The organism is Gilliamella sp. B2887 (assembly GCF_026537015.1).
Classification (GTDB): Bacteria; Pseudomonadota; Gammaproteobacteria; order Enterobacterales; family Orbaceae; genus Gilliamella.
This window is the reverse complement of sequence record NZ_JAFNMX010000002.1, coordinates 226,639-242,118: the sequence shown is the minus strand read 5'-3', so window position 1 is coordinate 242,118 and position 15,480 is coordinate 226,639. Positions and strand designations below refer to the sequence as shown.

At 32.6% G+C, this 15,480-nt stretch carries 12 protein-coding genes; all 12 read left to right on the top strand.

Annotated features, from left to right (window positions below):
- Positions 1-61 precede the first annotated feature (61 nt).
- The 12 genes from J3U13_RS02895 to J3U13_RS02840 all read left to right on the top strand — a co-directional run bounded on the left by J3U13_RS02895 (position 62) and on the right by J3U13_RS02840 (position 15,432).
- Positions 62-793, top strand: coding sequence for an isoprenyl transferase (locus tag J3U13_RS02895; protein WP_267340009.1), 732 nt, complete (start codon positions 62-64; stop codon positions 791-793).
- Positions 787-1,626: a phosphatidate cytidylyltransferase gene (locus tag J3U13_RS02890; protein ID WP_267340008.1), complete on the top strand. Its 840-nt coding sequence runs from the start codon at positions 787-789 to the stop codon at positions 1,624-1,626. The genes J3U13_RS02895 and J3U13_RS02890 overlap by 7 nt, the downstream gene beginning before the upstream one ends.
- A gap of 14 nt (positions 1,627-1,640) precedes the next feature.
- Positions 1,641-2,960, top strand: coding sequence for an RIP metalloprotease RseP (rseP, locus tag J3U13_RS02885; protein ID WP_267340007.1), 1,320 nt, complete (start codon positions 1,641-1,643; stop codon positions 2,958-2,960).
- A 25-nt stretch (positions 2,961-2,985) separates the two neighbouring features.
- Positions 2,986-5,409, top strand: a complete 2,424-nt coding sequence (bamA, locus tag J3U13_RS02880) for an outer membrane protein assembly factor BamA (RefSeq protein WP_267340006.1) — start codon at positions 2,986-2,988, stop codon at positions 5,407-5,409.
- Between the two features lie 39 nt (positions 5,410-5,448).
- Positions 5,449-5,937, top strand: a complete 489-nt coding sequence (locus tag J3U13_RS02875) for an OmpH family outer membrane protein (RefSeq protein ID WP_267340005.1) — start codon at positions 5,449-5,451, stop codon at positions 5,935-5,937.
- Positions 5,937-6,965, top strand: coding sequence for a UDP-3-O-(3-hydroxymyristoyl)glucosamine N-acyltransferase (gene lpxD, locus J3U13_RS02870; protein ID WP_267340003.1), 1,029 nt, complete (start codon positions 5,937-5,939; stop codon positions 6,963-6,965). Before J3U13_RS02875 ends, lpxD begins: the two co-directional genes overlap by 1 nt.
- A gap of 108 nt (positions 6,966-7,073) precedes the next feature.
- Positions 7,074-8,375 carry a trigger factor gene (gene tig, locus J3U13_RS02865; RefSeq protein WP_267340002.1) on the top strand — a complete coding sequence of 434 codons (1,302 nt, stop codon included), beginning with the start codon at positions 7,074-7,076 and terminating at the stop codon, positions 8,373-8,375.
- A gap of 93 nt (positions 8,376-8,468) precedes the next feature.
- On the top strand, positions 8,469-9,071 hold the full coding sequence (gene clpP, locus J3U13_RS02860; protein WP_324123777.1) for an ATP-dependent Clp endopeptidase proteolytic subunit ClpP: 603 nt from the start codon (positions 8,469-8,471) through the stop codon (positions 9,069-9,071).
- Positions 9,072-9,083: 12 nt separating this feature from the next.
- Positions 9,084-10,358, top strand: a complete 1,275-nt coding sequence (gene clpX, locus J3U13_RS02855) for an ATP-dependent protease ATP-binding subunit ClpX (RefSeq protein ID WP_267340001.1) — start codon at positions 9,084-9,086, stop codon at positions 10,356-10,358.
- Between the two features lie 187 nt (positions 10,359-10,545).
- Positions 10,546-12,981, top strand: a complete 2,436-nt coding sequence (gene lon, locus J3U13_RS02850; protein ID WP_267340000.1) for an endopeptidase La — start codon at positions 10,546-10,548, stop codon at positions 12,979-12,981.
- Positions 12,982-13,113: 132 nt separating this feature from the next.
- Positions 13,114-14,973, top strand: a complete 1,860-nt coding sequence (locus tag J3U13_RS02845) for a SurA N-terminal domain-containing protein (protein ID WP_267339999.1) — start codon at positions 13,114-13,116, stop codon at positions 14,971-14,973.
- A 153-nt stretch (positions 14,974-15,126) separates the two neighbouring features.
- Entirely contained in the window at positions 15,127-15,432 is a 306-nt protein-coding gene (locus J3U13_RS02840; protein WP_267339998.1) for a ComEA family DNA-binding protein, read from the top strand.
- Positions 15,433-15,480 lie beyond the last annotated feature (48 nt).

The following is a 15,480-nucleotide window of genomic DNA, read 5'->3' as shown; positions in this document are numbered from 1 at the left end:
GTGATTAAACAAATACTTGATAACAAGTTGATAAAATGATTTATATTATACGGTATATTTCATGATTCAAGAAAGATACATTCCTAAGCATATCGCGATCATTATGGATGGAAATGGTCGCTGGGCACAGCAACGAAAACAATTACGTGCAGTTGGACATAGAGCCGGTTTGAAAGCCGTACGTAAAATTGTTACCTATGCTTCAACTCTTGGCATAAAAGTTTTAACGTTGTATGCTTTTAGTAGTGAAAATTGGAAACGCCCACCGAATGAAGTTTCTGCTTTAGTTTCTTTATTTATTTATGCTTTGAATCGTGAAGTGAAAAGTTTACATAAAAATAATATTCGATTAAATATTATCGGTAATATTTCTCAATTTAATGATGATCTACAAAATAAGATTATCAATGCTGAACAATTAACGAAAAATAATTCGGGACTGGTTTTAAATATTGCTGCTAATTATGGTGGTCGTTGGGATATTTTAGAGTCAACTAAAAAAATGGTTAAACAAGTCTTAGATGGTAAAATAACTTTAGATGATATTACTGAGGAACGATTGGATTCGGAAATAAGTATGCATGAGTTTCCTGAAGTTGATTTAGTTATTCGTACCGGTGGAGAATATAGGATCAGTAATTTTTTATTGTGGCAGATCGCTTATTCTGAACTTTACTTTACTGATGTTTTATGGCCAGACTTCGATCAAACGTTATTTGACAAAGCCATTAATGTCTTTAATACCAGAGAGCGACGTTTTGGCGGTATACCTATAGAGGAGCATCCATGTTAATTCAACGATTACTTGCTGCAATCGTGCTAATTCCACTTGTAATTCTTCTGCTTTTTTTTGCACAACTATCGATATTCGCTTGTATTATGATTGCTGTTGGTGGTCTAGCTGCATGGGAGTGGTCCCAGTTTTTACATATTACTAATAAGCATTTAAAATTAATGTTTACTTTTTTTATCGTAGTTATAGTAGCTTTGTTATATTTTATGCCAATCTCTTTTGAGATTAAATCCAGACTGTATAATATTATATTATCACTTTCAATTATTTGGTGGTTAGTTGCATTATACTTAGTCATAAGTTATCCCAAAACCATACATTATTGGTCAAATGTTGCTGTAAAATTAATCTTTGCTTTTTTTACATTGGTTCCTTTCTTTCTTAGCATGATAGAGTTAAGATCGATTAATTATAATTCAAATTGTTATACAGGGGCAATCTTGCTGTTATATGTATTTGTGTTAGTATGGGCAACAGATACTGGAGCTTACTTTGCCGGTCGAATGTTTGGTAAACGAAAATTAGCACCAAAAGTTTCTCCGGGTAAAACTGTAGAAGGTTTTATTGGTGGTGTTAGTGTCGCACTTATAATTAGTTTAATTGTTTATTATTCTAATCTGTTCAATATAAAATTTAATGTTTTTTTTATCAGTTCTTTATTTGCTATTTTAGTCTCAGTATTAGGTGATTTAACTGAAAGTATGTTTAAACGCGAAGCAGGCATTAAAGATAGTGGTTATTTAATACCTGGGCATGGCGGTATTTTAGATAGAATTGACAGTTTAACAGCCGCAGTTCCAATTTTTACAGCGCTATCTTTATACTTATCATAGAGAGGTAATTTGTTTTGCTTTGGGCATTGCTGCTATTTATCATTACTATGAGTATTTTAGTCACTGTACATGAATTTGGGCATTTTTTTATTGCTCGTTTATGTGGGGTTTATGTTGAGCGCTTTTCAATTGGTTTTGGAAAAAAAATGTGGTCATATAAATTTTCAAGTGGAACTGAATTGGTAATTGCTATGATTCCACTTGGTGGTTATGTTAGAATGCTCAATGAAAAAGCACAACACACTTCAATTCATGATGAAAAATTTGCTTTTAATAGAAAAAAAACATGGCAAAAAATGGCAATCATATTTGCAGGACCTTTTGCAAATTTTGTTTTAGCTGCGATAATTTATTGGGTTATTTTTTTAAACGGAGTGATGGTTTATCCTGTAAAAGTAAAAGATACAATTGCCAATACTCCAGCTTCTAAATTGTATATTCCTTATGGAGCAGAGCTAAAAACTATTAATAATATTAATATCAATAGTTGGAACGATGTAAATTTAGCATTGATATCTGTATTAGGTAAAAATAGTGTATCTTTATCTTATATTGATACAGATAATAATGGTAATTTGATAGAAGTTATAAAGAACGTTGATATTAGTCATTGGAATTTCGATATTGAAAAAGAATCGTCCATTACGTCATTTGGTTTTCTTCCTAAAACATTGGAAATTTATCCAATTGTGAGTAAAATTGTACCAAAATCTGCTGCAGAAAAAGCGGGATTACAAGTTGGTGATGAAATAATCAGTTATAATGATCATCTTTATACAAATTGGAATGATTTTTCTTCTGAAATAAAAAAAGCAAATGCAATGGTATTAAAGGTTAAACGGGGTAATAATGAAATTTATCTTGATTTAATACCAAAAGTTCAGAAGAATGGAGAAGGTATTGCGGGTTTATATCCTTCCTCAGAAGTAGTAGTTAAGCAATATGGTTTTTTAGAAGGATTGGGTAAAAGTTTTGAACAAACAGTATTGACAACAAAACTAACTGTAGGTTCACTTTATCAATTAATGACAGGTGTTATTGGTCTTAAACATTTATCAGGGCCAATAACAATAGCAAAAAGCGCAGAGCAAACAGCAAGTTATGGTTTCACACCTTACTTATATTTTCTTGCATTTATTAGTATAAGTTTGGGAGTTATCAATCTTGTCCCATTACCAATATTAGATGGTGGGCAGCTTGTCTTTTTATTGCTTGAAAAGATAAAAGGGAAAGCCTTATCAGATCAAACCCAAGAAAGATTATTTCGCATAGGGTTTTTTTTATTAATAGTAATAATGGGAATTGCACTATTTAACGATTTTTTACGATTGTGATGGGATGAGGTTATAAACATTTACAATGAAAATAAATAAATTACTTATAGCATCTTTGCTGTTCAGTAGTACAGCAATATACAGTTCCAACGCATTTTGTGTTGATGATTTTATAGTAAAAGATATTAAATTCGAAGGGTTACAGAGAGTTACCCAAGGCGCTGCATTGCTTGAAATGCCAGTTCAAGTTGGTGATTATGTTAATGAAGCTGACTTAGGTCGTATTATCAAATCCCTTTATGCTAGTGGTAATTTTGATAATATCAGTGTTTCCCGAGATGGTAATAAATTGATTGTTCATGTTCAAGAGCGTCCAATTATTGCGAGTATTACTTTTTCTGGTAATAAATCAGTTAAAGATGATATGTTAAAAAAGAATTTAGATAGCTCTGGAATTCGGGAAGGCGAAGCATTAGATCGTACAATGCTTTCGGCTATTGAAAAAGGTTTAGAAGATTTTTATTACAGCGTGGGTAAATATAATGCAAAAGTTAAAGCTGTAGTTACCCCATTATCTCGTAATCGAGCTGATTTAAAATTGGTTATTGCTGAAGGTAAATCAGCACTAATTGATCAAATCAATATTGTAGGTGCTAAAGCATTTTCTTCAGAAGAACTCATCTCACGTTTTTCTTTACGTGATGAAGTTCCATGGTGGAACATGCTTGGTGACCGAAAATATCAAAAACAAAAATTAGCTAGTGATTTAGATGAATTACAAAGTTTCTATCTAAATCGTGGTTATGCTCGATTTAATATTGATTCCACACAAGTAAGTTTAACACCAGATAAAAAAGGTATTTACGTAACTATTAACATCCATGAGGGCGAGCAATACAAGTTATCAGGCATTGATTTCAAAGGAAAATTTGCTGGGCATAAAGATGTTATTGCCAAAATAGCTAATGAGCGTGTATCGGTTGGCGACTTATATAATGGTAAAAAAATAACAGATATTGAAGATAATGTTAAACGACTACTTGCTAATTTCGGTTATGCTTACCCTAAAGTCATTATTGAGCCAGAAATGGATGATTCCAAGCATACTGTAAAGCTAATTGTTATGGTTGATGTCGGACAACGTTACTATGTTCGTAATATTAAAATTGTTGGTAATACCGTAACAAGTGAAAGTGTTATCCGCCGTGAGCTTCGTCAAATGGAAGGTGCATGGTTAAGTAACGGGTTAGTTGAGTTAGGTAAAGAACGCTTAAGTCGATTAGGTTTTTTTGATACTGTTGAAGCGAATACTGAACGAGTACCAGGAATAGATGATCAAGTTGATATCATCTATAAAGTTGCAGAGCGTAATACAGGTAGTATTAAATTTGGTGTGGGTATTGGTTCTGATAGTGGAGTTAGTTTTAATGCAGGTATATCTCAAGATAACTGGTTAGGTACAGGTAACAGCGTATCGTTTGATATTAATACAACTGATACTGATAAAACAGCCTCTATTTCAATTGTTGATCCATATTTTACTGTAGATGGAGTAAGCTTAGGTGGTAGTGTTTACTATAATACTTATAAAGCAGATGACGATGATGAAGAGTCAGAATACTCAAGCAAAACATGGGGGGCATCAGCAAATTTAGGATTTCCGATTAGTGAAAATAATTTCGTTCGCTTTGGAACAGAATATGCCAATCATAAATTGTCTGACATGAAAGCTCAATATGGAATGTGGCGTTACTTTGACTCTATGGGTAAAAATATGAAGAATAGACGTTCTATTTCTTTCGATACTAATGATTTATTGCTAAATGCTTATTGGACATATAATTCATTAGATCGAGGATTTTTTCCAACTGATGGTTTAAAAGTGACAGCCAATGCAAAAATAACAGCGCCTGTATTCGATAATCGATTCTATAAACTAGTTACTGATGCTTCCTATTATTATCCATTTGATTCTGAACATCATTGGGTTTTCTTAACTCGAGGGAGATTGGGTTATGGTAATGGTTTTGGTGGTAAAGAATTGCCTTTCTATGAGAACTTCTATGCTGGCGGTTCAACTGTATTGCGTGGTTTTAAAGCCAATACTGTTGGCCCTAAAGCGGTTTACTTTAATAATGAAGATGGTTGTAGTGATTTAGATAATACAAGTAAATGTAAAAGATCAAAGGATGCGGTTGGCGGTAATGCCTTAGCATTTGCCAGTACAGAGTTAATTGTTCCTACTCCATTTGCTGGAGAAAAATATAAAGATAGCATTCGTACCTCAATATTTTTTGACGCAGGTACCGTATGGGATACTGAGTGGAATTTTAAGAACAATGATATTCCAGATTATAGTTCACCTTCTGATATAAGAATGTCAGCAGGATTAGCTATTCAATGGATGTCACCATTAGGTCCATTAGTCTTTTCTTATGCTCAACCTCTTAAGAAATATAATGGTGATTCAGCACAACAATTCCAATTTAATATCGGTTCGACATGGTAACTCCATGTCAAAATTAATAAATAGACATAGGTGAAGAAAGTGAAAAAAATTATATCTGTTCTTAGTATAAGTGCTGCATTACTGTTTACTGGTATGGCAAATGCAGAAGTAAAAATTGGTGTTATTGATGTAATGTCTGTTTTACAAAATATGCCACAGCGAGAAACAGTTGGACAAGCTTTAAATAAAGAATTTGAGGCAAGAGAGAAATCATTACGAGAAGAAGAACAGAAAGCCAGTGAAGCGGCAGCTCGTTTAAAAAAAGATGGTTTAACATTATCAACCTCTGAAAAAACAAAATTAAATAAAACAATTTCAGATTTTGAAAATAAAGCAAAAGCGTTCACAACAGATTACCGCAAACGTGAATCAGAAGAGATAGGTAAATTATTAACTAAAATCCAAGAAGCCGTTAAAAATATTGTTACAACAGAAAAATACGATATTATTTTAAAAGCAGAAGCTACATTATCAGCATCGGATGCGGTAGATATCACTAATAAAGTACTGGAAAAGGTTAAAAAATAATGTTTGCTTTCCGTTTAGAACAGTTGGCTAAACAACTTGATGCAAAGTTACATGGTGATGGTGATATAACTATCACAGGTATTGCATCCATGAAAAGTGCTGTATCTGGACAAATTACTTTTTTGTCCGATAAAAAATTGCAAAATAATTTATCAGAATGTAAAGCTTCTGCCGTAGTTATGACTGAAGAAAGTCTTAAGTATTGGCAAGGTTCAGCATTAATTGTAAAAGACCCTTATTTTACTTATGCAAAATTAGCTCAATGCCTTGATACTACACCTGCGCCAGCTAAAGATATTGCTGTATCAGCCGTAATTGACTCATCTGCTCAGTTAGGTAGTAATATTTCAATTGGTGCCAATGCAGTTATCGAAAGTGGTGTTATATTAGATGATAATTGTATTATTGGTGCGGGTTGTTTTATTGGTAAAGATACAAAGATAGGTGCAAATACAAAATTATGGGCTAATGTTACTGTTTATCATAACTGTATTATCGGAGATAATTGCTTAGTTCAATCTGGCACGGTAATAGGAGCGGATGGATTTGGTTATGCTAATGATAAAGGAAAATGGGTTAAAATTCCTCAATTAGGGCGCGTTGTCATTGGCAATAATGTAGAGATAGGTGCATCAACAACAATAGATAGGGGTGCGCTGGATGATACGGTTATAGGTAATGGAGTTATTATAGATAATCAGTGCCAAATTGCTCATAACGATATAATTGGTGATCATACCGCAGTTGCGGGAGGCGTTATTATGGCTGGTAGCTTAACTATTGGTCGTCACTGTCTAATTGGCGGAGCTAGTGTGATTAATGGGCATATGGAAATTTGTGATCAAGTTACTGTTACTGGTATGGGGATGGTGATGCGTCCTATCACTGAACCAGGTGTTTATTCATCAGGGATCCCACTACAAGAGAATAAAGTATGGCGAAAAACCGCTTCGTTAGTTTTACACATTGATGAAATGAATAAACGTCTGAAAGCGCTTGAGAAGAAACAATTAAATGTCTCGACGTAGACGAATACGGTCGGTATAATGTTTGCCTATTTTTATAAATTTGTTTGCTCAATTATCAATTTAAAATAATCATGGGCAAATATTATTCAATAATTTCGAGGTATACAGATGCAAGTTTCGGTGGAAACAACAAAAGGTTTAGGTAGACGTTTATCAATTACAATTCAATCAGAAGATATTAAAAAAGCAATTGATAAAGAGCTGGTTAACACTGCAAAAAAAGTACGAATTGATGGTTTTCGCAAAGGAAAAGTACCCTTAAAAATTGTTGAACAACGCTATGGTGCGTCCATTTTACAAGATGCATTGAGTGATTTGATGCAAAAAAATTTCATTGAAGCGATTGTTCAAGAAAAATTAAATCCAGCAGGGGCCCCAACTTATACTCCAAATGAATATAAGGATGGAGAGGATTACACATTTACAGTTGAATTTGAGGTTTATCCTGAAGTTAACATCAAAGATTTAGATAAGATTGAAGTTGAAAAGCCAGTAGCTGAGGTTGTTGATGCTGATGTTGAAACAATGATTGAAACATTACGTAAACAGCAAGGGACTTGGAAGGAAGTTGATCAGGAAGCTAAAGAACAAAATCGTGTCACTCTAGATTTTGTTGGTCAAGTTGATGGTAAGGAATTCGAAGGCGGTAAAGCTGATGATTTTGTATTAGTATTAGGTCAAGGTAGAATGATTCCAGGATTTGAGGATGCAATTTTGAATCATAAAGCTAATGACAAATTCGATATTAATGTAACATTCCCAGAAGATTATCATGCTGAAAATTTAAAAGGTAAGCCTGCCGTATTTTCTGCAACATTGAAAAAAGTGGAAGAACTTGAACTTCCAGAACTTACCGAAGAAGTCATCAAACGATTTGGTATCGCTGATGGTTCAGTTGAAAGCTTACGTGCTGAAGTCCAAAAAAATATGTTACGCGAACTCAACGCAACAATTCGTAATAAAATTAAAGCACAAGTTATTGACGGTTTAGTTAAGAATAATGAAATTGATGTTCCTAGCGCATTAGTTGAACGAGAAATTGATGTACTACGTCAACAAGCAGTATCTCGATTTGGTGGAAACACGAAACAATCAATGGAACTTCCTAAAGAATTATTTGAAGCTGAAGCTAAACGTCGCGTATCAGTTGGTTTATTGTTTAGCGAAATCATCGAAAGTAATAAGATTAAAGCAGATGATGAAAAGGTTAAGTCTTTAATTAATGAAATAGCCTCTGCTTACGAGGATCCTAAAGAAGTTTTCGAATTTTACAGCAAAGATAAGAAAGCAATGGATAACATTCGGTCTGTAGCAATTGAAGATCAAGTAGTTGATTTATTATTAGCTAGTGCTAAAGTAACTGATAAAAACTATTCATTTTCTGAATTAATGAATCAGCAAATGGCTTAATATCTATATACTGCTTCATTCAATAAAAAAGATTACTTTTAAGCCCAAATAAGAATTATCTGTTTGGGCTATTTTGTTTAATAGGAGATAAAAATGCCTTTAGAACCATATATGGGTGTGATTCCAATGGTTGTTGAGCAAAGCTCTCGAGGAGAAAGAGCTTACGATATATATTCACGTTTATTAAAAGAGCGAGTTATCTTTTTAACAGGACAAGTTGAAGATAATATGGCTAACTTAATTATCGCTCAAATGTTATTTTTAGAAGCGGAAAATCCTGAAAAAGATATTCATTTATATATAAATTCGCCAGGAGGTGTTGTTACAGCTGGAATGGCTATTTATGATACGATGCAATTTATAAAACCAGATGTTAGTACAATTTGTTTGGGACAAGCGTGTTCAATGGGATCATTGCTTCTAACTGCAGGAACAAAAGGGAAACGATATTGCTTACCTAATGCTAGAGTAATGATTCACCAACCATTAGGCGGTTTTCAAGGACAAGCTTCAGATATTCAAATACATGCACAAGAAATTTTACAAGTAAAAAGTCGTTTAAATAATATTTTGTCTATGCATACTGGTCAAGATATTAGTGTAATTGAAAAAGATACAGATCGTGATAACTTTATGTCTGCCGAAAAAGCAGTTGAATATGGTTTAGTGGACGCCATATATAGTAAACGTTCATAATAAATTAGCTAGGTGGTAAAAGTGAATAATGAAAGCTCAGAAAAATTACTCTATTGTACTTTTTGTGGTAAAAGTGAACATGAAGTTCGCAAACTAATTGCAGGACCATCATCTATTTATATTTGTAATGAGTGTATTGGGTTATGCAATGATATTTTAAAAGAAGAGACAAAAAATTTTCTCTCACATGAAGAATTTAATAGTAAACCATTACCAACTCCTCATGAAATTCGAAACCATCTTGATGAATATGTTATTGGTCAAGAAAAAGCAAAAAAAGTATTATCTGTAGCTGTTTATAATCATTATAAACGTTTACGTAATTATATAAGTCATAATGATGTCGAATTAGGTAAAAGTAATATCTTATTAATTGGTCCAACTGGTAGTGGTAAAACATTATTAGCTGAAACTTTAGCTCGCTTTTTGGATGTTCCTTTTGCGATGGCAGATGCTACAACATTAACTGAGGCTGGGTATGTTGGTGAAGATGTTGAAAATATCATCCAAAAATTATTGCAAAGTTGTGATTATGATATTGAAAAAGCACAACGTGGCATAATCTACATTGATGAAATAGATAAGATTTCAAGAAAATCGGATAATCCTTCAATCACTAGAGATGTATCAGGTGAAGGAGTTCAGCAAGCATTATTAAAAATTATTGAAGGTACTATTGCTTCTGTGCCTCCGAAGGGTGGGCGTAAACATCCTCAGCAAGAATTTTTACAAGTAGATACCTCAAAAATTCTTTTTATCTGTGGTGGGGCTTTTAGTGGCTTAGATAAAGTCATTGGAAATCGCGTGTCTGTTAATACTGGCATTGGCTTTGGTGCTGATGTCAAAAGTAGTAAAAATAAGGCAACAGAGACTGAGTTACTAGCTCAAGTTGAATCTGAAGATCTAGTAAAATTTGGTTTAATTCCTGAATTTATTGGCCGATTACCAGTTATCGGGACATTATCAGAATTAGACAAAAATGCTTTAATTAGCATTTTAACTGAACCTAAAAATGCTTTGACCAAGCAGTTTGAAGAGTTATTTAGGTTAGATGGAGTTGAGTTAGAGTTTACTAAAGAGGCATTAAATGCTATTGCAATAAAAGCGTTGCAACGCAAAACCGGAGCTCGTGGTTTACGTTCTATTGTTGAAAATATTTTATTAGATATAATGTATGATTTACCATCAATAAAAAATATTAAAAAAGTTATTGTTGAACAAGAAACAGTAGAGAAATCTCAAGCCCCAGCTTTAATTTACCGAGAAGATGTTGAGTTGTCAGCTTAACTATGAATATGCTTGTTATCGTTAATATGTTAACAAGCATGATCTTATTTATATTATGTCTAATTACATGTAGATATTGTCAAAATGTTTAAGGAATAGTATATATTTGAATCATAAGAATAGGCTTGAATATCTAAAATCAATCCCAATATCATCATAATGGGTTTGTACTATTAGAGAGAAAAAAATGAAAACAAAACAAACTAAACAAATGATTATGCCTATTTTACCATTACGTGATGTTGTGGTGTTTCCACATATGGTAATTCCTCTCTTTGTTGGTCGAAATAAATCAATACGGTGTCTTGAGAGTGCAATGGACATGGATAAACAAGTTTTTCTTGTTACTCAAAAAAATCCTTCACAAGATGATCCCGATATTGAAGATTTATATGAAACTGGGACTGTTGCCAATATTTTACAATTGCTTCAACTTCCAGATGGAACAGTGAAAGTTTTAGTTGAAGGCGTTGAACGAGCTAAAATTGTTGATATTTTAGAACAAAAAGAAGACGACTTTTTTATTGCCAATATCGAAACATTGCATGAAAAAAATAAGAATGATGATTTAAATGAAGCTCTAATGCGAGTTGTACTTTCTAACTTTGATGATTATGCAAAACTGAATAAAAAGGTAACTCAAGAAGTAGTTGATTCAATTCGTTTAATTAAAGAGCCTTCACAATTGGCTGATTCTATTGCGGCTACATTATTTTTGAAAGTAGAACAAAAACAAGAATTACTGGTTACAGCTAATTTGGAAAAGCGTTTTGAGTTACTTATTTCATTGATGGAATCTGAGATAGATTTATTACAAGTTGAGAAAAATATTCGTCAGCGTGTTAAGCAACAGATGGAAAAAGCGCAGAAGGAATATTATCTTAATGAGCAAATAAAAGCAATTCATAAAGAATTGGGTGATATTGATAATAAAACCGACGAATATGAAGAGTTAAAAAATAAAATTACTCAAGCTAAAATGCCAAAAGAGGCGACAGAAAAAGCTTTGGCTGAACTCAATAAACTCAAAATGATGCCTGCAATGTCTGCTGAAGCAACTGTAGTCAGAGGATATATTGATTGGATGCTACAAATTCCATGGCATAAGCATAGCAAAGTTAAAAAAGATATTGAGGGCGCTCAAAAAATTCTAGATAAAGATCATTATGGTTTAGAAAGAGTTAAAGATCGTATCTTAGAATATCTAGCTGTTCAAGGTCGAATTAATAAAGTTAAAGGGCCTATATTATGTCTAGTTGGACCTCCTGGTGTAGGTAAAACGTCTCTTGGTCAATCGATAGCTAAAGCAACGGGGCGTAAATATGTTCGAATGGCATTAGGTGGAGTTCGTGATGAAGCAGAAATTCGCGGTCATAGAAGAACTTATATAGGTTCCATGCCGGGTAAATTGATTCAACGTATGGTAAAAGTTGGCGTCAAAAACCCATTATTTTTATTGGATGAAATTGATAAGATGGCATCTGATATGAGAGGTGATCCTGCTTCTGCATTGTTAGAAGTACTTGATCCAGAACAAAACAGTGCTTTCAGTGATCACTATCTGGAAGTTGACTATGATTTATCTGATGTAATGTTTGTTGCAACTGCTAATTCTATGAATATTCCTGCTCCTTTATTAGATCGAATGGAAGTTATTCGTCTTTCTGGTTATACGGAAGATGAAAAATTAAACATTGCTAAACAGCACCTTATTTCTAAACAAATAGAAAATAATGGGTTAAAACCGAAAGAAATCTGTATAGATGATTCGGCTATTATTGGAATTATTCGTTACTATACCCGTGAAGCGGGAGTGCGTAGCTTAGAAAGGGAAATAGCAAAAATTTGCCGTAAAGTTGTAAAACAATTAGCCTTAAACAGCAAGTTGAAAAAAGTGACGGTAACTCAGGATAATTTAAAAGATTTCCTAGGGGTACAACGATTTGATTATGGTAAAACCGATAATGAAAATCGGATTGGGCAAGTTATTGGTCTTGCTTGGACTGAAGTAGGTGGTGATTTACTAACAATTGAATCAGTTAGTGTTCCGGGTAAAGGTAAATTAACTTATACAGGCTCATTGGGTGATGTGATGCAAGAGTCTATTCAAACTGCATTGACGGTAGTTCGTTCTCGTGCTGAAAAGTTAGGTATTAACAGTGATTTTTACGAAAAACGTGATATTCATGTACATGTTCCCGATGGTGCTACACCGAAAGACGGTCCAAGTGCTGGTATTGCTATGTGTACATCATTAATATCAACTTTAACAGGCAATCCTGTTCGTTCAGATGTTGCTATGACTGGAGAAATTACTTTAAGAGGAGAAGTATTACCTATTGGTGGTCTTAAAGAAAAATTACTTGCGGCACATAGAGGTGGAATTAAAACTGTCGTTATACCGATGGATAATGTAAAAGATCTAGAAGAAATTCCAGATAATGTTAAAACTGAAATTGAGATTTGCCCAGTAAAATGGATTGATGAAGTAATCACAATAGCATTACAAAATAATCCATTTGGTATAGAATTGGAAGAAGAGAAAATTAATTTAAAACAGTCAACTAAAAAGGCAACAAAACAAATTAAATCTAAAATTCCGGTTCAGACACAATTAAATTAATTATATTTAATTTTAAAAAGATCAACTTAATGTTGATCTTTTTTTATCTCTTAACGTTCCGATAATAGCCAATTTAGGTAAATATGCTATACTTGCCGAATTAATCTTTAGATATATGGAGAATCGCAAGAAATGATGGATACAATCCGCACAGCTGCAAACCATATTGTAGTTAAAATTATTTTTACAATAATTATTTTATCATTTATATTCACAGGGATAGGTTTTTTGGGGTTTGGTGGCGGTAATAATGCACGAGATGCTCAACAATACATCGCAAAAGTTGATGGAGAAGGGATAAATCGAGCACAATTTGAAGCTCAAGTAAGAGAAGTTACATCAGGTTCAGCTGGTGATCCCGCTTTTATTAAACAACTTCGTCGCAATGTATTATATTCACAAATTACGAATTTTTTATCTTATAAATTTTCTGAACAATTAAACGCAAATATTAGTAATGAAAGAGTCAAAGAATTCATCAAGCAACAACATGTGTTTTTTGAAAATGGTAAATTTAGTAATAAAAAATATTTAGAACTCCTTTCAGCAAACGGATTTACACCTGATAGTTATGGTGCAAGCTTAAAAACTTCTTTGCAACAACAACAAGTGATTAATGCTTTAGTCAGCTCCAGTTTTGTATTACCAGTGGATTCTGAGTTAGCTAAATTACAAGATCAAACAAGGACAGTTTATGCAACAACTTTAAGCCCTAAAGTGGTTAATATGGATGATGTTAAAATCACTGTTGAAGATGAAAAAAAATATTATGAAGAACATAAGAGCGAGTTTTATCGGAAAGAAAGGGTTAAGTTTAATTATATTTTGAATAAGAAATATAACTATGTAGATAAAATTCGTATTAGTGATGAAGAAGTACAACAACAATTTAAAAAAAATAAAAAAGATTATTCCTTCCCTGAAAAACAAGCTTACAGTGTAATTTATGTCACTGATAAAGAACAGGCTGATGATATTATTAAGGATCTATCTTCTGGTGGTAGTTTTGATAATATTGTTAAAACGGTTAATCAGAGCCCTAGTACCTCTCCGTATGGAAAAAATGGTTCATTAGGATGGTTTACTATGGATGATTCTTTACCTCAAGCATTTAAAGACGCTAATTTGAAAAAAGTTGGACAAACTTCTAAGCCGATAAAAGTTGACGATGGTTATATTATTGTCAAATTAGATGATGTACAAAAGTCTAAAGTTATGGATTTTGATTATGCAAAACATGTGATTACTTCAAAACTAGAAGATGATAAATTAAATGCCATGTTTGATTCTGTAGAAAAGAAAATTCAGGCTGCGATAAATAAAAATCCTAATTCATTAGAAGCTATTGCAAAAGATTCAGATTTACAAATAGTTAATTCAGATTGGTCTTATTATAATGATATCGCTACCATCTTACGATACCCAGAAGTTAGAGATGTTGCATTTGGTGATCAAATGATTGTTGATGGTCAAGCAACAGGTAACGTTTCTGAAATGATAACTGTTGGTCAAGGCATTAATATGATTGATTTTGTAATTCAAATTGTTGATTATCGAAAGGAAGGCATAGCACCTTTTGAAGAGGTCAAAGATGAAATTAATACAAAACTATATCAAAATATTGCTAATGAGCGTTTCAAATCGACTGTCAATAATATATTAACGCAATTAAATGAAACAGGTAGTTCATCAAATGTTAATTTTTCTCAAAGTGTTAAACTTTCTAGAGACTCAAAAGCACTGGATAAGAAAATCGTTAATATGGTTTTTGATTTAGTACCATCAGTTACATCTAAAAGAGTTTTCGGTGTTCAATATTTAGATGATAAAAGTGCTACAATTGTGGTATTAACCGATGTGAAAACGCCTAATGAACAAAAAGATGTGTCCTCGGAATTATTGCCATTATATATCAACAATATATATTATTATCTTACTGACGATATTCGTTCTAAAGCTAAGATTGAAATTATGCCTGATGCAAATTTGTGATCCAAATCATAAATTAATGCAAAATTTAGCAAAAATGAAAAGTCACTTCGGTGACTTTTCTCATTTATGAAATTAGTAAACGTTTAATATTTGATTAAATGAGATAGTTAAAAAGCATATTAATTGCATAACTATATTTAAGAGGTTAATCAAATGAAACTATTTTCAATTTTATGTATTTTATTATCAAGTATCAGTTTTTCCGGTTTAAGTATTGCGGATAATCCACCTAATGAAGTAACTAAAAAAGAACAGCAACAAATTATACAAGTTAATATTAATACAGCTACTGCAGAAGAGTTAACTAAAGTCTTGACGGGTATAGGTATAAGTAAAGCCAAAAAAATTGTTGAATATCGTGAAAAATTAGGACCATTTGTTTCTATAGAACAATTAAAAGAAGTTTCAGGTATTGGTCAAGCAACACTGGACAAAAATGTAGGCAAAATAGCTTTATAATTTTATTTTAAGCCGCCGATTTTTAATATCGGTCGGCGACTACAATAT